We start from the raw sequence: 20,464 nt of genomic DNA, 5'->3' as shown, positions 1-20,464 counted from the left end.
CGTCAGCCGCTCTCGCTGGCCTACCGGGCACGATCCTCCAGCTCGCGTACTGCGAGCACGATGGTCAAGCCTAACCGCCGGGGGATGCAGCGGTCAAAATGGGCCGTTCGCGGCGTCGCGCGCGGGCGGGGCGCCGGCCTCCGCGAGGACCATGTCGAGGGTGTGGGCCCAGAATCTCACGATCTTGTCCCGTCGCGCCGAGTCGTCGGACAGGACGTCCGCGAGCCCCAGCCCCCGGGCGAGGTCCAGGGTGGTCTGGAGTGCGCGCCGGATCCGGACGTCACCCGGGTCGCGCCCCAGGGCGGCGGCGGCGATGGACAGGACCTCACGCGACATGTGGTTCTCGAGCGGGAGCACGCGGTCCCTGAGGGCGGGATCGGAGGCCGCCGCGGTCCAGACGTGGAGCGCGGCCTTGAACAGGTCGGACGTGTAGTGCCCGACTATGAGCCGGACCACGGCGACCGTCCGCTCGGGTCCGGGCTCGGGCAGGTCGAGGCCCACGCTCCTCACGTCCTCGAGCCGCTGTTCGATCATGTGCCCGAGCGCCGCGGTGATGAGATCCTCGCGCGTCGGGAAGTGGTGCTGGGCGGCGCCCCGTGAGACGCCGGCGGCGGCGGCCACCGCACCCACGGTGGTCGCCGCCCAGCCCTGCGTCGCGAGGAGGTCGATCGAGGCACCGAGCAGACGCTCCCGTGTGATACGGCTTCTGTCCTGCTTGGGGGCGCGCTGCTCGGGTGCCGTCATGTGTCCTCCTGTTACCAGTCCTGCTCGTCGTAGATGATCACTCCGCGGATGTTGTTGCCGTCGCGCATGTCCTGGTACCCCTGGTTGATCTCCTCCAGGCGGTAGGTCTTGGTGACGAGCTCGTCGAGCTTGAGGTTCCCGGCGCGGTACTGGTGGAGCAGGTGCGGGATCTGCTTGCGCGGGCCGGTGCCCCCGAAGATGGCGCCCTGGAGGGTCTTCTGCTGCATCGCCAGGTCGAGGATGGAGATCTGGGCGTCGACGGCCATCATGTCCCCGAGCCCCACGACCACACACCGTCGCCCCTTGCCCGTCAAGGTGAGACCGGGCAGGAGATCGTTGCCGTTGACGACGCCCATGGTGAGGATGACCAGATCCGCCATCCGGCCCCAGCTGATCTCCCCGACCAGCGCCATCGCTTCGTCCATGGAGTTACACGTGTGGGTGGCCCCGAACTCCATGGCCTTCTCGCGCTTGAACTCGACCGGGTCGACGGCGACGATCGCGCGCGCTCCTGCGGCTGCGGCGCCCTGGACCGAGTTGATACCGATTCCGCCGATGCCCACGACGACGACGACGTCGCCCTCCTTGGCGCCGCCGATCTCGGTCGCCGATCCCCAGCCCGTGGCGACGCCGCAGCCCAGCAGGGCCGCCTTGTCGAGCGGGATGTCCTTCTCGATCTTGACTACGGAGGACTGGTGGACGGTCACGTACGGCGAGAACGTCCCGAGTACACACATCGAGGCGACCGGCTCACCCGCCGCGGTGTGGACCCGGTAGGTGTCGTCGCTGATCGCGCGGCCGGTCAGCAGGCCGGCACCGTTGTCGCAGAGGTTCTGGAGCCCCTCCGCGCAGGGCGGGCAGGTGCCACAGGCGGGGATGAACGCCAGGACGACGTGGTCGCCCTCCTCGATCCCGGTGACGCCCTCCCCGACCTTGGTGACGACACCGGCACCCTCGTGCCCGCCGATGATGGGGTAGGTCTCGAACTGCAGGTCGCCGGTGAGCAGGTGCTCGTCCGAGTGGCAGAGGCCGGACGCGGCCAGCTTGACCTGGACCTCACCGACCCGGGGATCGCCCAGATCGACCTCGACGACCTCCCAGCCGTCCTGCTTGGGCTCCCTGATGATGGCGGCCTTGGTACGCATGCATGTACTCCTAGTGTGAAGGGGTGATGTGGCGCTGGTGATGTGGCGCTGGTCACGTGACCAGCGCCACATCCCACGCTACTCCGTGTCGGTCGCCCAGGAGGGCTGTCTGCGTTCCAGGAACGCGGTCATTCCCTCGGCGACCTCGGGGGTCGTGAACAGACGGGCGGTGACTCCCGCCAGCTCCTCCCCACGCGCTTCGAGCTCGGCGAGCACGGGCGCCGCGAGCAGGGCCTTGTTCTCCTCGAGCCCCTGGGGTGAGCAGGGCCGGAAGGCGGCCACAAGCTCGCCGACCGCACCCTGGACATCTTCGACCGAATCGGAGAGCAACCCGATCCGCAGCGCGTGCCCGGAGTCGAACTTCTCCCCCGTCAGCAGGGCTCGAGCGAGGTCCCTCGAGTTCACGCGTGCGGCCAGGGGCACGGAGATCATCGCGGCCGCCAGTCCGAGGCGGACCTCGGTGAGCGCGAAGGACGAGGACGGACCGGCGATCGCGAAATCGCAGGCCGACACCAGACCCATTCCGCCCGCGCGTACGTGGCCGTCGACCGCGGCGATCACCGGCTTCGGGTGGGAGAGGATCGCGGACAGCACGCCCAGGAAGATCCGGGTCCGCTCGGCGGCCTGCTCTTCGGGGCTCCCCTGGTTCGCGGACGCCTCGGACAGATCCGCACCGGCGCAGAACGTCCCGCCGGCGTGCCCGAGGACGACGACGCGGGCGGTGTCGTCCCCGGCGGCCCGGTCGAGCGCCGCGTGGAGTTGCTCGATCAGGGGGGTCGAGAGGGCGTTGCGGTTGTGTTGCGAGTCCAGGGTGAGGCGGGCTGCGCCCCCATGGACCTCGTAGTGCACCAGCGTCTGGTCTTCCACCGCGCTCACCTCAGTAGCTCTTCGGCAGCCCGAGCGAGTGCTGGGCCACGTAGTTGAGGATCATCTCCCGACTGACCGGGGCGATACGGGGCAGACGCGACGCGGCGAGCATGCCGGCCAGTCCGTACTCGACCGACAGACCGTTGCCACCGAGGGTCTGGATGGCCTGGTCCACGGTGCGGGCCGAGACCTCACCGGAGGCGTACTTCGCCATGTTGGCGGCCTCGCCGGCCAGGTCGTCCCTGCCGGCGTCCACCAGGGCCGCGGCCTTGCGCATCATCAACCGCGCCAGCTCGAGTTCGATCTTGCATTGCGCCAGCGGGTGTGAAACGCCCTGGTGGGCGCCGATCGGGGTCTTCCACACCTGCCGCTCGTTGGCGTACTTGGTCGCCCGGTCCATGGCGAAACGGGCGATGCCCACAGCCATGCCCGAGGCCATGATGCGCTCCGGGTTGAGACCGGCGAAGAGCATGAGCAGCGCCGTGTCGCCGTCGCCGATGAGCGCCTCGGCCGGCAGCCGGACATCGTCGAAGTACAGCTGGAACTGCCGCTCGGGGGTCCGCACCTCGGTGGGGATGTGCGTCTTGGCGAGGCCCGGGGCGTCCGTGGGCACCATCAACAAGGCCGGCTGGAGCTTGCCGCTGGTCGCGCCCTCGAGGCGGGCGACGACGAGGATGGCGTCGGCCTGGTCGACACCGGAGATGTAGGTCTTCTGCCCGCTGAGCAGGAAATCGGAGCCGTCGCGGCGGGCCGTGGTGGTGATCGCGTGCGAGTTGGATCCGGCGTCGGGCTCGGTGATCGCGAAGGAGGTGATGGTCTCACCGGAGGCGATGCCCGGCAGCCACCTCTTCTTCTGCTCCTCGGTGCCGAAGCGCGAGATGATCGTGCCGTTGATGGCCGGCGAGACGACCATCATGAGCAGGCCGGCGCCCGCCGCGGAGAGCTCCTCCTCCACGATGGCGAGCTCGGTCATCCCGGCTCCGCCGCCACCGTACTCCGCCGGCAGGTTCACGCCGAGCAGGCCGAGCTTGCCGGCCTCGGTCCACAACTCGTTGGTGGTCTCGCCGGTGTCGGACTTCTCCCGCATGTACTCGATGCCGTAGCGCGAGCCCAGCTCGAAGGCCACCTGGCGGAGCTGCGTCTGCTCCTCCGTGTCGATGACGGGGTTGGGGATCTGTGAGATGTCGGTCATCGTGGTCACTCCTGGACGCTGGTGGTGTCGGTGCTGTCGGTGTCGGTGTCGGGATCGGAGAGGACGGCGAGGATCGTCCCCGACTCGACCTGTGTGCCGACCTCCACGGGGAGCTCGGTGACGATGCCGTCGACGGCGGCGGCGATGGTGTGTTCCATCTTCATGGCCTCCATCCACAGCAGCGGCTGTCCGGCGGTGACGGTGTCGCCGACGGCGACCGCGACGCGGATGACCGCACCGGGCATGGGCGCGAGCAGCGATCCGGCGGCGACCTCGGCGGCGGGGTCGGTATAGCGCGGCGGCTCGACGAGTGAGACGGGACCGAGCGGGGAGTCGACCTCGACGACGGTGTCCGCACCCGGGGTCTCGTAGCGGGCCAGGGTGAAGACGCGGCGCACTCCCCTGACCTCGAAGACGGCGGAGTCGGGGGCCACCGCCTCGACGGTGACGACGTCGGCCAGGTCTCCGTCCGGGCGGGCGCCGGAACGCTCGCGGATGTAGGCCACCTCGAACTCGTCCTCACCGTGGCGGAACGTCCGCTTCTGCAGCGTGCGCCCGACGTTGCGGAACCCGGCCTGGGCCAGCGCCACCGGTCCGGCGAGGTGGTCGGCGGTTCCGGAGACCACCGCCGCGGCCAGCGCGGAGATCGCGACGGCCTCGGGGCCGGCGAGCGGCGCGGCGAGCGACTCGGCGCCGTGGTCGTCGAGGAACGTCGTCGACAGGTTGCCGGCGATGAACTCCGGGTGCCGGAGCACGCGGACGAGTTGGGCCCGGTTGGTGACCAGACCGTGGACCCGCGCACGAGCCAGGGCACCGGCGAGGGAGGCACAGGCCTCCGCGCGGGTGCGGCCGTATGAGATGACCTTGGCGAGCATCGGGTCGTAGTGGACGCCGATGAGGGCGCCGTCGGGGCCCGGCTCGACACCGCTGTCCACCCGGATGCCCGGGCGGTGGGGCCCTTCGAAGCTCGAGGAGACCCCGGGGACGTCGAGCGCCCAGAGGGTTCCCGACCCCGGCGCGTAGTCGTTCGCCGGGTCCTCGGCGTACAGGCGGGCCTCCAGCGACCAACCGTGGGCGGCCGGCGGCTCGGCGGACGGCAGCGGCAGTCCGGCGGCCACGTCGAGTTGCAGGGCGACCAGGTCGAGACCGGTGGTGGCCTCGGTGACCGGGTGCTCCACCTGGAGGCGGGTGTTCATCTCGAGGAAGAAGAACTCGCCGTCGTCGGTGGCGAGGAACTCGACCGTTCCGGCGCCGGTGTACCCGATCGCGGAGGCGGCGTCGCGGGCCGCCTCGTAGAGCGCCTCCCGCATCCCCGGGGTCCGCTCGACGAGGGGACTGGGGGCCTCCTCGATGACCTTCTGGTGGCGGCGCTGGATGGAGCACTCGCGCTCCCCCACCGCCCAGACGGTGCCGTGCGAGTCGGCCATGATCTGGACCTCGATGTGGCGGCCACGCTCGAGGAAGCGCTCGCAGAAGACGGCGTCGTCGCCGAAGGCGGACTGTGCCTCGCGCTGCGCATGGGCGATCTCGTCGTGCAGCGAGTCGAGGGTGCGGACGATCCGCATGCCGCGTCCGCCGCCACCGGCGGAGGCCTTGACCAGCACCGGGAGCATGTCCTCGGTGACGTCGGCGGGCTCGAGATCGCTGAGCATCGGCACGCCGGCCTCGCCCATCATCTTCTTCGCCTCGATCTTGGAGCCCATGGCCTCGATGGCGGCGACCGGCGGGCCGACCCAGGTCAGGCCCGCGTCGATCACGTCGCGGGCGAACCCGGCGTTCTCAGACAGGAACCCGTATCCGGGGTGGATGGCGTCGGCGCCGGCCGCCTTGGCCGCGGCGATGACGAGGTCACCGCGCAGGTAGGTCTCGGCCGGCGTGTTGCCGGGGAGGCGGACGGCGGCGTCGGCCTCGCGGGTGTGGGGCGCCTCGGCATCGGCGTCGGAGAACACGGCGACAGTGGTCATGCCGAGTAACCGCGCGGTGTGGTGGACGCGTCGGGCGATCTCGCCGCGGTTGGCCACCAGGACTGAAGTGATCGGAGTCGGGATTGATGAATTCTGCATGGTTTCGTTCCTCACATCCGGAAGACGCCGAAGCGGTCGGTTCCGGCGACTTCTCCGGAGTGGATCGCGGACAGGCTGAGGCCCAGCACCGTCCGGGTGTCGCGGGGGTCGATGACGCCGTCGTCGTAGAGCATCCCCGACAGGAAGGCGGGCAGGGACTCCTTCTCGATCTGGTCGGCGATCGCGGTCTTGAGTCCGTCGATGGTCTCCTGGTCCATCTCCTGACCGCGGGCGGCGCTGGCGGCCGCGGCGACGGAGGTGACCACGTCGGCGAGCTGCTGCCCACCCATGACGGCGGACTTGGCGCTGGGCCAGGTGTAGAGGAACCGCGGGTCGAACGCGCGGCCGCACATGCCGTAGTGGCCGGCACCGTAGGAGGCGGCCGTGATGAGCGACAGGTGCGGGACCTCGGAGTTGGAGACCGCGTTGATCATCATCGCGCCGTGCTTGATGATGCCGCCGCGCTCGTACTCCGACCCGACCATGTAGCCGGTGGTGTTGTGCATGAACAGCAGGGGTGTGTCGTATCGATTGGCCAGCTCGATGAACTGGGTTGCCTTCTGGGCCTCCTCGCTGAACAGCACGCCGCGCGCGTTGGCGATGATCCCGACCGGGTAACCGTGGAGCTCGGCCCAACCGGTGACGAGACTCGCGCCGTACAGCGGCTTGAACTCGTCGAAGACCGAGCCGTCGACGATCCGGGCGATGATCTCGCGCGGGTCGAACGGGATCCTGAGGTCCTCCGGGACGATCCCGAGCAGCTCGTCGGTGCCGTACAGCGGCTCCGCGACCTGGGCACGCGGGGCGCGCCCGGCCTTGGTCCAGTTGAGACGGCGGACGATACCCCGGGTCAAGCGGGCAGCGTCGGCCTCGTCCACCGCCAGGTGGTCGGCCAGGCCGGAGACTCGGGCGTGCATGTCGGCGCCACCGAGGGTCTCCTCGTCGGCGATCTCACCGGTGGCGGCCTTGACCAGCGGCGGGCCGGCGAGGAAGACCTTGGAACGTTCCTCGATCATGACGACGTGATCGCTCATGCCGGGCACGTACGCGCCACCGGCGGTGGAGTTTCCGTAGACCACGGCGATGGTGGGGATGCCGGCCTTGGACAGGCGGGTCAGGTCGCGGAAGAGCGCGCCGCCGGGGACGAACACCTCCTTCTGCGTGGGCAGGTCGGCGCCACCGGACTCCACGAGGCTGATGACCGGGATCCGGTTCTTCATGGCCACGTCGTTGAGACGGAGGACCTTGCGCAGCGTCCACGGGTTGGAGGTGCCGCCCTTGACCGTCGGATCGTTGGCGATGAGCAGGCACTCGACGCCCTCGACCACACCGATCCCGGCCACCACGGAGGCACCGGTCTGGAAGTCGGAGCCCCACGCGGCGAGCGCGCACAACTCCAGGAACGGGGACTCCGGGTCGAGGATCATGTCGATCCGCTCGCGGGCGGTGAACTTGCCGCGCTCGCGGTGGCGGGCGACCTTGCGCTCGCCACCGCCGGACAGTGCCGGCTCGAGATCCGTGGCGAGCTGGTCGAGCTTGCCCTCCATGGCCTGCCTCGCGGCACCGAACTCGGCGCTGGTGGTGTCCAGTGTGGAACGGAGGATTGTCATGCCGTGAACCCCAAACGTCGTCCGGCGAGGGTGGTCAGGATCTCGGTCGTGCCGCCCCCGATGCCCAGGAGCCGGACATCGCGGTACTGGCGGCTGACCTCGGACTCCGACATGAAGCCGAGTCCTCCGAACAGCTGCACCGCCTGGTTGGCGACCCATTCGGCGCACTCGACGGCGGTGTTCTTGGCGAAGCAGACCTCGGCGATGGCGTCCTGCCCCGACACCGCCAGGTTCACACAGTGGTGCGTGTAGGTGCGGGCGAGATCGATCCGACGGGCCATCTCGGTGACCGTGTTCTGCACGCCCTGCCGGGACAGCAGCGGGCGTCCGAAGGTCTCCCGCTCGCGGACCCAGTCCAGCGTGAGATCGAGGCAGCGCTGTGCCTGGGAGTATCCCTGGGCGGCCAGCGCGGCGCGCTCGCCGACGAAGCCGATCCCGATCTGCGCGAAGCCGTCGTTCTCCGCGCCGACGAGGTTCTCCACCGGCACCCGACAGTCGGTGAACGTCAGCTCGGCGGTGTCGGAGGCGCGCCAGCCGAGCTTGTCGAGCGGCGCCGAGATGTGGAAGCCCGGGGTGTCCGTGGGGATGACGAGCAGGCTCACACCGGCGGCGCCCTTGAGCTCCTCGCCGCCGGTACGGACGGCGGCGACGACGAAGTCGGCGCGCGTCGCGGAGGTGATGTACGTCTTGGCACCGTTGACGACGTAGTGATCGCCGTCCCGCCGGGCCGTGGTGGTGAGGTGGCCGACGTCCGATCCGCCACCGGGTTCGGTGATGGCCAGGGAGCCGATCATCTCGCCGGCGAGGGTGGGCTTGACCCAGCGCTCGATCTGTTCCGGGGTGCCGGACTGGGCCAGGTGCGGGATCGCGATGCCGCAGGTGAAGAGTGACGCGAACACGCCGCCGGACACTCCGGCCTCGTGCAGCGCCTCGCACACGATCATCGAATCGATCGCGTCGCCGCCACCGCCGCCGACCTCCTCGGGGAACGAGACCCCGAGCAGTCCCAGCTCGCCTGCCTTGCGGTGGAGCTCGCGCGGGATCGAGCCCGCGGCCTCCCACTCGTCGAGGTGGGGCAGGATCTCCCGCTCGGCGAAGCGGGTCGTGGCCTCGCGCAGCGCGAGACGCTCCTCGGAGTACCAGGGGTCGCCTGGCACATGGGGTGGGACGGCGGGGACGGTACGGCGTGGGATGGTCACTCGTTCTCCTTCGCTTGGGCCGGTGCGGCGGTCACGGGGGCGTTGATGTGGTCGGGGATGTCGACGACCCGGGAGCGGAGCCACTCCGCCAGGCCCTTGGCCTGCGGGTCCCAGCGGTAACCGTGCGCCACGCCCTTGCCGAGCAGTCCGTCGATGACGAAGTTGACCGCGCCCAGCTTCGGCAGCTCATAGCGCTCGATCGGCAACTCCGCGGCCTCGGGCAGGAGGCGTCTCAGCTCGTCGACGGTGAGGGTGTCTCGCATCCAGGCGTAGGCCTCGGCGTCACCGGCCCACAGTCCGATGTTGGCGGTGCCGCCCTTGTCGCCGGAGCGGGCCCCGAGGACGTCGCCCAGCGGGCGCCGGCGGGTCGACCCCGTCACCGGCACTGCGGAAACGAGCGGGTTGCCGTCGGCGTCCAGTCCGTCGGAGGCGTGGCCGTCGCCCATCTCCTCCGTCCTGGCGGGGGGGTCGATGTCGACCCGGGTCCCGTCGGGCAGGACCGCGATGTGCGGCACCTCGTTTTGGTCCAGGTAGGCGGGGATGTACACGCCGTACGGTCCCCCGCGGCCGGGCGGCGCGCTGGGGGTGGCGCCCGGATAGCTGGACAAGGTCATGGCGACCGCGGCATCGGAGAACGCTCGACCGACCACGTCGGAGTCCGGGTCCCAGGCGACGATGGTCATCAGCGCGGTCGCGGCGGCCTGGGTGTCGGCGTCGGGGTGGTCGGTGCGGTGCAGGCGGAAGTCCAGCTGCGCCGGCTCGCGCTCGAGCCCGGCCCGGAACTGACGCTCGACCAGAGCGGCCTTGTCCTCGATGTCCAAGCCCGTGAGCAGGAACGTGATCTCGTTGCGGAAACCACCGAGGCAGGTGACAGACACCTTTGTGGTGAGCGGGGCCGTCTCGCCCACGACGCCGGAGATCCGGACGCGGTCGGCACCCTCCTGCTCGAGCACGGCGGTGTCGAGTCGGGTGACGACGTCGGGTCCGCCGTAGCGCGCACCGGTCACCTCGTACAGCAGCTGCGAGGTCACGGTGCCGACGGTGACCGCGCCCCCGGTTCCCGCATGCTTGGTGATGACGGAGGTGCCGTCGGCCGCGATCTCGGCGATCGGGAAGCCGGGCTTCACCGGATCGACGATCTCGCCGCGGTTGAAGAAGGCGTAGTTTCCGCCGGTGGCCTGCGTGCCGCACTCGATGACGTGCCCCGCCGCGGTGGCGCCGGCCAGCGCGTCGAGATCGTCGCGGCCCCAGCCGAAGTGGCTGATGGCCGGCCCGACGATCACCGAGGCGTCCGTGACGCGGCCGGTGACCACGACGTCGGCCCCCGCGTCGAGGCACCGTGCGATGCCGAAGGCACCCAGGTAGGCGTTGGCCGTGACCGGGAACCCGGCGTCCTCTGGGACGTCGAGCTCCCCGATCCGGGCGATGAGGTCGTCGCCCTCGACGTGGGCGACCTTCGCCGGCAGCCCCTGCCGGTCCGCGATCTCGCGGATGGCGTCCGCCAGCGCGGCCGGGTTGACGCCGCCCGCGTTGGCGACGATCTTGACCTTCTTCTCCAGGGCCAGCGCGAGGCAGTCCTCGAGCTGGCGCAGGAAGGTCTTGGCGTAACCGAGCTCGGCGCTCTTCATCCGGTCGCGGCCGAGGATGAGCATGGTCAGCTCGGCCAGGTAGTCACCGGTGAGGACGTCGAGTTCGCCGCCGGAGAGCATCTCGCGCATCGCGGAGATGCGGTCGCCGTAGAACCCGGACATGTTTCCGACCCGCAGTGGGGTGCTGTACACGGTCATGCTCGTGCTCCCTTCTCACGGCCGCCGCCGGGGAGTCCGGCGAACGCCTGGGCGATACGCATCCAGCCCAGCGCGTCCTCGCCGACCGCCTCGAGAGCGGTGTCGTCGAGGTGCACACGCTGGGTGACCAGCAGACAGAAGTCGAGGATCGGGCCCGTGACGCGCTGCTCGGCGTCGGCGGGCCCGAACTCCAGGACGGTGCCATCGGCCTGCGTGAGGGCGACGTGGACCTCGGAGGTGGGGGCCTCGAGCCCGTTCATCATGTAGGCGAAGGCGCGGGTCTTCCAGCCCAGGCGGGCGACGTGCGGGAGGGCGCCGAGGAAGGCCGGGTCGGTGTCGACGGCCACTCCGAGCGCGTCCGCGACGTCCACGCCGTGTGCCCAGGTCTCCATGATGCGGGCGGTGGTCATGGACTTGGACCGCATGGGCGGGCCGAACCACGGGATCTTCTCCCCCGGGTCCGCGGCCTTGAGGGCGTCGGCGAGCTCCCCCCGGGCGAGGCGCCAGCGCGCGAGGACCTCGTCGCGGCCGGTGGCGGCGATCTCGGCCGCGCCGGCGTCGACGAAGCCGGTGGGGTCGGTCATGGCCTTGTCCACCACGGCCTGGAAGGCCTCCGCGTCGCGGATGGCGGTGACGGAGACCTCGTCGGTCCAGGCCAGGTGGGCGATCTGCATGGCGACGTCCCAGCCCTCGGCCGGGGTGTCGGTGTTCCAGCGATCGGCCCCGGCGGTCTCGACGAGCTCGTCCACCCGGGCGCTGAGTGCGGCGAGGGCCGCGTGCGGATCCTCCGTCTCGGAGGGCTGGGGGTTGGTCATGGCGAGAACGATCCCACCTCCCCCGGAATAAAGCAAGCGCGCTTGCTTGCTTTTGGGCGCACGCTTTGGGAGTCTGGGAACCGTGATCCCCGTCACTCCCGATGCGGGACGCCCCGACCCCCTTACGGAGACACCGTGCGCCTAGATCTCACCGGGATCGACCCCCTCGACCACGCTATGGCCCGCCGCTGCTCGGTGGGTGACCTCCCCACCCGCGCGGCGGCCACGTTCGCGGGCCGGACCGCGCTCACGGACGATGCCGGGTCGTGGACGTATCTCGAACTCGAGGCGATCTCCAACCGGTTCGCCCACGGGGTGACCGCGCACGGGATCGAGGCGGAGGAGCCGGTCGCGATCCTGTCGACGAACTGCCGCGAGTTCGTCGCCACCTACTTCGGGACGGCCAAGGCGGGGATGGTCTCGCTGCCCATCAACCTCCTGTCCGGGCTCGAGAACATCGCGCACGCCCTGACCGACTCGGGCACCCGCATCCTCGTCGTCCACGGCTCACTCGCGGAATTGGTGATGGGAGCGGTCGCCGCCATTCCCGCGATCCGCACCGTCGTCGTCGTCGGAGGCGTCCCGGCCGGCCTGGAGGCCCCTGCCGACGGTCCCGCACTGATCGGGTGGGACGACCTCCTGGCCGACGACGACACCAGTCCCGACACGGTGATCGGCGACCGTCAGGTCGTGCAGTGCCTCTACTCCTCCGGTACCACCTCACGCCCCAAGGGCGTCCTCACCTCGCACCTCGCCGTGACCATGGCCGCGCTCGGCAACGGGGCGATCTTCGGCCTCAACTGGGGAGCCGAGGCCTCGGTCACGGTCTGCCCGCTCCCCCTCTTCCACACCGCCGGCCTCAACGGGGTCCTGCTGTCCGCCGTCACCATGGGCGCGACCGTCCACCTCCTGCCGGGCTTCGACCCGGTCCAGTACGCCGACACCGTCGCCCGGGTGCACGCCACCCACCTCGTGGGCCTGCCCCTCATGCTCGAGGCCCTCGCCGACGGCACCGACCGCGGCCTCGACCTCTCCTCGATCCGGTTCCTGCTCTACGCCATGGCCCCGATGTCGGAGGAGATGCGCAGGCGCCTGGAGTCCGCGCTCCCGGACGCAAGGATGGCGCTGGCCTCGGGGATGAGCGAGTGCACCCCGGCCACCGTCATGCAGTGGCCCGAGCTGGGCCCCGACAAGTCCGACTCCTGGGGCTACCCCACCCCGGTCGCGGAGAACCGGATCAGCGAACCGGGCGGTGCCGAGCTCATGCCCGCCGGCGAGGACGGCGAGATCGTCTACCGCGGACCGACGGTGATGGAGGGCTACTGGAATAACCCCGAGGCCAACGCCGCGGCGTTCGTGGGCGGCCGCCTGCACTCGGGCGACCTGGGCCGGATCGACGACGAGGGGGTCGTGTGGTTCGCCGACCGCGTCAAGGACATCGTCAAGTCCGGCGGCGAGAACGTCTCCTCGCTGCACGTGGAGCGGGTCCTCATGGACCACCCGCACGTCGCGGAGGTCGCCTGCGTCGGCCGCCCGGACCCGAAGTGGGGCGAGCTCGTGATCGCGGTCGTGGTGCCCGCCGAGGGCGCGCCGGCCGAGGCCGATCTCAAGGACTCGGTCATGGAGTTCGGCGCGGAGCGGCTCTCCCCCTCGCACCGGCCGCGCGACGTCGTGGTGGTCGACTCCATCCCCCGCACGGCGACCGGGAAGATCCGAAAGGCCGAGCTGCGGGCGGCGCAATGACAGGGCGGGGTCAGGGGCCGACCTCGAGGAGCTCGCCGGGGATCTCCAGGCGGGCCGCCGTGAGGTCGGCTCCGAGCCCGGGCCGCAGCACCTCGCCCCGTGGCGGGCGGGCCACGAGATTGACCGCCCGGAGATTGGGCAGCAGGTAGCGCCGGATGTCCATACCGTCGAGACCCGGGATGAGTTCACGGATCCGCTCGACGGTGAGTTCCCCGGCCAGCCAGGCGAACGCCGAGTCGTCCCATGTCCACACCGCGATGTTGACCCCGCGGCCGACCACGCCGCGGCGCACACTCGCGACCGAGCCCAGGACGGCGACGACCGGCTCCCCGCCCGGGACGGCGCCCGGGGACCACGGCGTCGGTAGCTCGCCCGGCCCGATGGGCGCGGTCTCGACCGGCACCGGGACCGTGACGCGGGCGCCGTCGGGCATGACCACGGAGTGCCCCGTCTCCCCCTGCGCCAGGGGGCGGGCGACCCGCACGGGACGCCGGTCGCCACCGGTACCCCGGGTCATGGCGACCACCGCCACGACCGGCGGGGCCGGCTCGCCCCGCGCCCCGTTGATCCGGACCCGATCCGTGCCCTCCTGCGCCAGGCGGAGCGAGTCGAGCCGCAGCACCACGTCGGGCGCCGCGTACCGCGCCCCGGCGACGCCGTCGAGGAGCTGATCGGTGACGGTCCCGACGGTGACCGACCCGAAGGCCGAGGGATGGCGCGTGACGACCGCGCACCCGTCGTCGGCGATCTCCGCGATGGGGTAACCCCCGGTGACCGGATCGGTGGTGCGGGTGACATCGGTCGTGGAGTCGACGACCCCCGTCGCGCCGGGGCCACCGGAGAGCACGTGCCCCACCGCGACCGATCCGGCGAGGGAGTCCAGGGCGGACGGCGTCCAGCCGTGGTGGGCCGCCGCGGCGCCGGCGACGAGGGCCTCGCGACTGACGCGCCCGGTGACGACGACGACGGCACCGGCAGCCAACGCTCGCGAGATGCCGAACGCGCCGTGACGCACCGTCGCGACGTCGACCTGACCGAGACCCAGATCGACCGCCCTGTCCGTCACGTCCCCGGAGTCGACGCTGGCCACCGCGAGCTCGACCCCCGACTCGCGGGCCAGCTCACGCAGTGCGGATGCGAGCCCCTCCGGGTCCAGAGCGCCGGCGTTGGTGACGATCCGCACTCCCCCGGCTCCGAGCCGCTCGAGACACTCGCCGATCTGGACCAGCGCCGCCGCCTCGTAACCCGGGCCGCCCGTCGCGCGCTGCCCGGCGAGTTCGAGCATCGCCTCGTCCGAGAGCATGTCGAGCGCGAGGACGTCCAGGGTCGCGGCCGTGAGGAACTCGGCCGTCGCCGTGGCGCGATCGGCCCGCGACGCCGAGACGTTGCCGATGCGCAGGGGACTTCGGGTACTCGTCATCGATCCTCGGACTCCTTGTCGATCAGCGGTGGGCGCCTACCCCAGCATGCTCCCCGTGGCGGCGAGGCGGGCGTGGAACGAGAAGGCGTCCTCGAGGATATGCGGCGTGTTGCCCGCGTCGGGACGGGCCTCGGCCCGATCGAGGTACTCGTGCAGGAGGGGCCGGAAGGCCGGGTCGGCGCACCGGTCCACGACGAGGCGCGACCGCTTGCGCGGGCTCAGCGCCCGCAGGTCGGCGAGACCGTGCTCGGTGACGATCACCTGGACGTCATGCTCCGTGTGGTCGACGTGCGGGACCATCGGGACGATCGCCGACACGGCCCCGTTCTTGGCCGTGGACGGGCTCAAGAACATCGACACGTACCCGTTGCGGGTGAAGTCGCCGGACCCGCCGATTCCGTTCATGATCCGGGTCCCGCCCACATGGGTGGAGTTGACGTTGCCGTAGACGTCGGCCTCGAGCATGCCGTTCATCCCGACGATCCCCAGTCGCCGGACGATCTCCGGGTGGTTGCTGATCTCCTGCGGACGCAGCGTGATGTGGTCGCGGTACAGCTCGAAGTTGTCCACCAACTCGGTCAGCCCGTCCTCGGACAGGGCCAACGCGGTCGCCGAGGCATGGGCGACCGTGCCCTGCCGGATGAGCTGGAGCATCGAGTCCTGGATGACCTCCGAGTAGCAGGTCAGATCGGAGAACGACCCCGCCGCCAGCCCGGCGAGGACGGCGTTGGCCACGTTGCCGATCCCCGCCTGCAGCGGGAGGAGACTGCCCGCCGGCATCCGGCCGCCGGCGACCTCGTGCTGGAAGAACTCCAGGACGTGGCCGGCGATGGCCTCGCTCACCGCGTCCGGCTTGGTCAGGGCGCTCGCGGAGTCCCGCTGGTCGGTGGGCACCACGGCGACGACCTTGGCCGGGTCCACCTCGAGCAGCGGCTGGCCGATCCGGTCGTCGGCCCGCGACAGCATGATCGGCCTGCGCTGCGGCGGGAGCGCGGTGCCGTAGTAGATGTCGTGCATGCCCTCGACGCCGTCCGGGATCCACGAGTTCACCTCGAGGATCACCTTGTCCGCCACGTCGAGCCAGGTCTTGTTGTTGCCCACCGACATCGCGGGGACGAGCTTGCCGTCCTCGGTGATCGCGGCGACCTCCAGCACCGCGACGTCCATGTCACCGTAGTGGCCCTGCCACACCTGCTGTGCCACGTGCGAGAGATGGACGTCCACGTAGTCCATCTCGCCCGAGTTGATCTTGCCGCGGGCCGTGGGCTCGCTCTGATACGGCATCCGCAGCGCGATCCCGTCGACCTCGGCGAGCATCGCCTCGGCCTCGCTGGCCACCGATGCACCGGTGAGCAGGTTGACGGAGAGCCTGCCACCTGCCGCCCGTACCGAACGGATGCGCTCGGACAGGGCCGGCGCGAAGGCCTTGGGCGTGCCCGCGCTGGCGAACCCGCTGATCGCCACCGTGTCACCATCGGCGATCTGCTCCACAGCGGAGGCCGCGTCGGTGACCAGTCCCCGGAAGTGGGGATGGCGGATGCGTGAGGGGTCGTACGCGGTGCCCCGCTGCTGGACGGAGGTGCTCATACGCGGAGCCTATCGCCGGGTCGTCCGGGACCCCGACTCGCGATCCGGGCCTCACCCCCGGCCGGAGTGGGCGCCCTGCGGGCCACATCGCCGACGGCGGAGACGGGACACATCACGGCCCGCCCCTCACCGCGTCGCCCGCGGCCGCTCAGGCCAGGGTGCCGGACACGACCCGATCGGCGTCCAGCCGGACCGCCTCGAACCCGATCTCCCCTGCCGTGGTGCCCTCCGCGGGCCAGGGCGAGACGCCCCGGTCCCCCCGCTCCACCAGGACCAGGACCTCCCCGCCGTCGGTGCCGGATGCCCACACGAGGAGATGCGTGGGGCGAACGCCGTCGGAGCGGACCACGGCCCTGCCCTCGAGCAGCACCCGGCGCCCGCCCCCGCACCCTCCGGCGACCCGCTCCACAGTGGGCGGGCCGCCCGGGTCGTCGGCCCCGGCCACCGCCAACACCGCTCCCCCGCGGACGTCCGGCACCCGGCCGCCGGCGGCCGCGATCACCTGCGCCGCGCGGTCGTGGACCCGGGGCGCCCCGGCCGTCGTCGCCACCGGCGGGGATTCAGCATCGGAATCGGCCACGGCGCCTGAACCTCCTGGTTGGTGTGGATAGACTGCCCATCATCCCACCGCCGCGTCCGACAGGAGTGAGCCTTGCCCCCCAGGACCGCCCCGATCCCCGATCGCATCGACCAGGCCCGCGCCAACTGGGAGCGAGAGGGCTGGACGGATGCCGCGCAGGGGATGACGGTGGTGACCTCCGTGATGCGTGCGCACCAGATCCTCCTGGCCCGGGTCGAGGACACCCTGCGGCCGTGGAACCTGTCGTTCCCCCGCTACGAACTCCTCCGTCTGCTGGCTTTCTCCCGCTCCGGGGCGCTGCCCATCACCAAGGCCTCGGAGCGCCTCCAGGTGCACGTCACCAGCGTCACCAGCGCCATGAAGCGCCTCCTCGACGCGGGACTCGTGGAGCGACGGCCGCACCCCACGGACGGGCGGACGACCCTGGTGGAGATCACGGACGCGGGCAGGCAGGTGGTGGCCGAGGCGACCGCGGCGCTCAACTCCGGCGTGTTCGCCGACCCGGGGATGGACGAGGGCGAGCAGGTGGCGCTCATCGAGGCCATCGCCGCGCTGCGCCGGTCCGCCGGCGACTTCTGACATACGACACCGCGCCCGGCCCCCTCTCGGGTGGGGCCGGGCGCGGCTGTTCGGGGGAGGGAATCTCCCGGGGCCGTGAGCTCCGGGGTTCCGTCAGGTGTGGATCAGGGCACCTCGGTGGCGAGGGTGCGGTCCTCGGTCATCTCGGCATCCGCGTTCATCACGTTCTTGCTCGACTCCGTCATGGCCACCACGCACAGCATGGACATGGCGGACAGCAACGAGAGCATGATCCCGACACCGAGCGTGTTGCCCGCGGCGACCATCGCGGCGGCGGCCAGCGGCGGCAGTGCGCCACCGAGGATGCCGGCGAGGTTGTAGCCGAGGCCGGCGCCGGTGTAGCGGTACCGGGCCTGGAACAGCTCCGGCAGGAGTGCGCCGGCCGGGCCGTAGGCGATGCCGAAGATGATGAGCGTGACGAAGAGGACGATGGCGAACGCGATCGGCGACCCGGTGTCGAGGATCGGGAAGACGAACAGTGACCAGACCACGGCCAGCGCCACCGAGGTGCCGATGACCTTCTTGCGGCCGATCCGGTCGGAGTACATGGCCGAGATCGCGATCGCGGCGCCGAAGATCAGGGCGGCGATCATGCCCATACCCAGGACGAACGGGCGGGTGTGCTCGAGGTTCTTGGTGGCGTAGTTCGTGAGGAACGAGGTGCCCATGTAGAAGAGGGAGAACAGCGAGGTGAGCGCGCCACCGGCGATGAGGATCTCCTTCCACTGGTAGCGGAGCGCATCAGCGAACGGCAGGGTCTTGGGTGCCGCGTCCTCGGAGGCCAGGGCCCGGTCCTGCTTGAAGACCGGGGTCTCCTCGATGGAGATGCGGATCCACAGGCCGATGAGCACGAGCACGGCGGACAGCAGGAACGGGATACGCCAGCCGTACTGCATGAACGGGCTGTTGACGTCAGAACTGTCGCCGGCGACCAGCGAGAAGATAAGGAACGTGCCCGAGGAGAGGAAGAACGCGAAGGCGACGCCCAGCTGCGGCCACATCCCCATCATCCCGCGCTTACCCTGCGGCGCGTACTCGGCCGTGAGCAGGGTCGCCCCGGCCCACTCGCCGCCGACCGCGAAGCCCTGGAAGAAGCGGCAGACGACGAGGAGCGTCGGGGCCCAGATGCCGATGCCGCCTTCGAACATTCCGAAGGCCCCGGTGCCGTACCCGGGGAGTAGGCCGATGAACACGGTGGCGATGCCCATGATGAACAGGGTCCACACCAGGGTGCGCTTACGACCGATGCGGTCGCCGAAGTGGCCGAAGAGCGCGGCGCCGACCGGGCGCGCGAAGAACGCGACGGCGAAGGTCGCGAACGACGAGAGTGTCGCGGCCGCCGCATCCTGGCCGGGGAAGAACAGAGTGGGGAAGACCAGCGCCGCGGCGGTGCCGTAGATGAAGAAGTCGTACCACTCGATCGTCGTGCCGATCGAGGAGGCCGCCGCCACCTTCGCGAGCGAGGTCTTCCTGGGCTCCGCTGACGGATTCGGCGACTGTGGCGCCGCACCCCCGGCGGGAAGGTTCGTGGTTGTCAAGACAACTCCAAGTCTCGTGGGGCGCCGGGCGGGGCCCTGGCGCGGGACGTGTTCCCCGACGAGTGAACGTCGATTGAGCAAAAGGTATGTGACTGGGGCCACACTGGATACACCCGAAAGTGGATGGTCGGTGATCCGGATCACGTCGCGGCCGGGCGAACCCGGCACCGCCGGACCGGAAGCGCACCGCCGCGGGCGTCCCTAGCGTGACGGGCGAGACGCCGACCACGAGCCCGAAGGAGCGCGCCCGATGCCTCGACCCACCCCACGAGTGATCAGCGACCAGTCCCTCGACTTCCTCCGGTCCGGATACCTCTTCGCCTCGCGGGTGCGGCAACGCGCGGGGGTCTCCCCCGATTCGCAGGCCCCTGTCCGACTGCGGCTCATGGGACGCAGCGCCGTTCTGTTGCGGGGCGTGGAGGGTGTGCGGAACTTCTACGACGCGGACAAGGTGGAGCGCAACGGCGCCATGCCCGGGTTCATCCGGTTTCCACTCTTCGGCCCGGGCGCCGTCCACGGACTCGACGGCCGCGCGCACGAGGTACGCAAGAACGCACTGGCCGACATGGCCTATGACGACGAGCGCGCCGCGCGGTTCTCCGAACTGGTCGCCGATGAACTCGAGGGGATGCTCGGCGACTGGGCGCGCAGCGGTACCGGCACGGTCTACGGCGACACCACCACGGCGTTCGGTCGGGCGGCGTTCCGCTGGGCGGGCCTACCGCTCACCCCGGCGGAGGCCGATCGCCGGGCCCGCCAGATGAGCAGGCTGCTCGACTCGTTCGGCCGCATCGCGACCAATCCGGTCGCCGAGGTCGAACGCGTCCGGCTGGACCGCTGGGCCACCGGCCTGATCCGCGCGGTGCGGGCCGGCGGACTGCGCGCGGAGCCCGACTCGGTCCTGGCGGCCATGGCCGACCTTCGGGACCCCGACGGCGCTGCAGTCGACGACCGGACCGCCGCCGTGGAGCTGCAGAACCTCACCCGCCCGACGGTGGCGGTGGCGCGGTTCGCCGCGTTCGCGGCTGTGGCACTGACGGAGAACCCGGGGTGGGCCGACCGGATCCGCGAGGCCTCGTCGGCCGCGGGTCGCCTCTCCGACATCCCGGAGGCCGTCGCCTTTGCCCATGAGGTCCGGCGGGTCTACCCGTTCGTACCGATGCTGCCGGCGATGGCCACCTCGGACTTCGAAGTGCACGGATGCCCGGTGCACAGAGGCGAACGGGTCCTGTTGGACCTCCTCGGCACCGATACCGACCCCCATCACTGGGACGACCCCACGACGTTCGACCCCGACAGGTTCATGGGGGTCGATGACGTCGAGCAACTCGAGGCGTTCGTTCCGCAGGGCGGGGCGGGGGTACGCACCGGGCACCGGTGCCCTGGTGAGAAGATCGCGGTGGCCGCCCTGTCCGCCGCGGTTGCCGCGCTGTTCCATCCGGAGGTGCGCATCAGCCGGGATCCCGACGACCTCACCTTCCCGTGGACGCAGATGCTCACCCGTCCCGCGACAGGGGTACGGGTGACGTGGCAGGACCCGGAGTCCGCGACAGGGTGACCTACCGGTGTGGACCACCGTTCCGGGCTGCCGGCCC

Annotated in this window: 16 protein-coding genes; 3 read left to right on the top strand and 13 right to left on the bottom strand. The window is 70.9% G+C overall.

Annotation, left to right across the window (positions count from 1 at the left end; all coding sequences use genetic code 11):
• Nucleotides 1-93 precede the first annotated feature (93 nt).
• The 9 genes from NR111_RS10915 to NR111_RS10875 form a co-directional block, all read right to left on the bottom strand.
• Nucleotides 94-744: a TetR/AcrR family transcriptional regulator gene (locus NR111_RS10915; protein ID WP_256820787.1), complete on the bottom strand. Its 651-nt coding sequence runs from the start codon at nt 742-744 to the stop codon at nt 94-96.
• An 11-nt stretch (nt 745-755) separates the two neighbouring features.
• Nucleotides 756-1,889: an NDMA-dependent alcohol dehydrogenase gene (locus NR111_RS10910; protein ID WP_185950653.1), complete on the bottom strand. Its 1,134-nt coding sequence runs from the start codon at nt 1,887-1,889 to the stop codon at nt 756-758.
• Nucleotides 1,890-1,967: 78 nt separating this feature from the next.
• A complete protein-coding gene (locus NR111_RS10905) occupies nt 1,968-2,765 on the bottom strand; it encodes an enoyl-CoA hydratase family protein (protein WP_069388742.1) in 798 nt (265 codons plus the stop codon).
• A gap of 1 nt (nt 2,766) precedes the next feature.
• The gene (locus NR111_RS10900) at nt 2,767-3,948 is read right to left on the bottom strand and encodes an acyl-CoA dehydrogenase family protein (RefSeq protein ID WP_256820786.1); all 1,182 of its coding nucleotides are present in this window, start codon (nt 3,946-3,948) and stop codon (nt 2,767-2,769) included.
• 5 nt (nt 3,949-3,953) lie between these two features.
• Nucleotides 3,954-6,011: a biotin carboxylase N-terminal domain-containing protein gene (locus tag NR111_RS10895; RefSeq protein ID WP_256820785.1), complete on the bottom strand. Its 2,058-nt coding sequence runs from the start codon at nt 6,009-6,011 to the stop codon at nt 3,954-3,956.
• Nucleotides 6,012-6,022: 11 nt separating this feature from the next.
• The gene (locus NR111_RS10890) at nt 6,023-7,621 is read right to left on the bottom strand and encodes an acyl-CoA carboxylase subunit beta (RefSeq protein ID WP_067716709.1); all 1,599 of its coding nucleotides are present in this window, start codon (nt 7,619-7,621) and stop codon (nt 6,023-6,025) included.
• On the bottom strand, nt 7,618-8,820 hold the full coding sequence (locus NR111_RS10885; protein WP_082923930.1) for an acyl-CoA dehydrogenase family protein: 1,203 nt from the start codon (nt 8,818-8,820) through the stop codon (nt 7,618-7,620). Before NR111_RS10885 ends, NR111_RS10890 begins: the two co-directional genes overlap by 4 nt.
• Nucleotides 8,817-10,607 carry an acyclic terpene utilization AtuA family protein gene (locus tag NR111_RS10880; RefSeq protein WP_256820784.1) on the bottom strand — a complete coding sequence of 597 codons (1,791 nt, stop codon included), beginning with the start codon at nt 10,605-10,607 and terminating at the stop codon, nt 8,817-8,819. Before NR111_RS10880 ends, NR111_RS10885 begins: the two co-directional genes overlap by 4 nt.
• Nucleotides 10,604-11,422, bottom strand: a complete 819-nt coding sequence (locus tag NR111_RS10875; protein WP_256820783.1) for a TIGR03084 family metal-binding protein — start codon at nt 11,420-11,422, stop codon at nt 10,604-10,606. The genes NR111_RS10880 and NR111_RS10875 overlap by 4 nt, the downstream gene beginning before the upstream one ends.
• Nucleotides 11,423-11,557: 135 nt before the next feature.
• Between NR111_RS10875 and NR111_RS10870 the strand changes: the two genes are divergently transcribed.
• The gene (locus NR111_RS10870; protein WP_256820782.1) at nt 11,558-13,165 is read left to right on the top strand and encodes a class I adenylate-forming enzyme family protein; all 1,608 of its coding nucleotides are present in this window, start codon (nt 11,558-11,560) and stop codon (nt 13,163-13,165) included.
• 10 nt (nt 13,166-13,175) lie between these two features.
• Here NR111_RS10870 and NR111_RS10865 read toward each other — a convergent pair whose 3' ends face one another.
• The 3 genes from NR111_RS10865 to NR111_RS10855 all read right to left on the bottom strand — a co-directional run bounded on the left by NR111_RS10865 (nt 13,176) and on the right by NR111_RS10855 (nt 16,752).
• Complete coding sequence (locus NR111_RS10865; RefSeq protein WP_256820781.1) at nt 13,176-14,585, bottom strand: acyclic terpene utilization AtuA family protein; 1,410 nt, start codon at nt 14,583-14,585, stop codon at nt 13,176-13,178.
• Nucleotides 14,586-14,621: 36 nt separating this feature from the next.
• On the bottom strand, nt 14,622-16,172 hold the full coding sequence (locus NR111_RS10860) for a succinate CoA transferase (RefSeq protein ID WP_256820780.1): 1,551 nt from the start codon (nt 16,170-16,172) through the stop codon (nt 14,622-14,624).
• A gap of 148 nt (nt 16,173-16,320) precedes the next feature.
• Complete coding sequence (locus NR111_RS10855) at nt 16,321-16,752, bottom strand: hypothetical protein (RefSeq protein WP_256820779.1); 432 nt, start codon at nt 16,750-16,752, stop codon at nt 16,321-16,323.
• A gap of 72 nt (nt 16,753-16,824) precedes the next feature.
• On the opposite strand from NR111_RS10855, the gene NR111_RS10850 reads away from it, so the two are divergent.
• Nucleotides 16,825-17,331, top strand: a complete 507-nt coding sequence (locus NR111_RS10850) for a MarR family winged helix-turn-helix transcriptional regulator (protein ID WP_256820778.1) — start codon at nt 16,825-16,827, stop codon at nt 17,329-17,331.
• Nucleotides 17,332-17,435: 104 nt separating this feature from the next.
• Here the strand turns inward: NR111_RS10850 and NR111_RS10845 are convergent, their stop codons facing one another.
• Complete coding sequence (locus NR111_RS10845) at nt 17,436-18,869, bottom strand: MFS transporter (RefSeq protein ID WP_132061506.1); 1,434 nt, start codon at nt 18,867-18,869, stop codon at nt 17,436-17,438.
• A 250-nt stretch (nt 18,870-19,119) separates the two neighbouring features.
• Between NR111_RS10845 and NR111_RS10840 the strand changes: the two genes are divergently transcribed.
• Nucleotides 19,120-20,427, top strand: coding sequence for a cytochrome P450 (locus tag NR111_RS10840; protein WP_256820777.1), 1,308 nt, complete (start codon nt 19,120-19,122; stop codon nt 20,425-20,427).
• The last annotated feature ends 37 nt before the right edge of the window (nt 20,428-20,464 follow it).

Origin of the sequence: Dietzia sp. Die43 (genome assembly GCF_024519835.1) — a bacterium.
Lineage (GTDB): Bacteria > Actinomycetota > Actinomycetes > Mycobacteriales > Mycobacteriaceae > Dietzia > Dietzia kunjamensis.
Note: the sequence above shows the minus strand (reverse complement) of the source record. Positions and strands in the feature narration are given on the sequence as shown.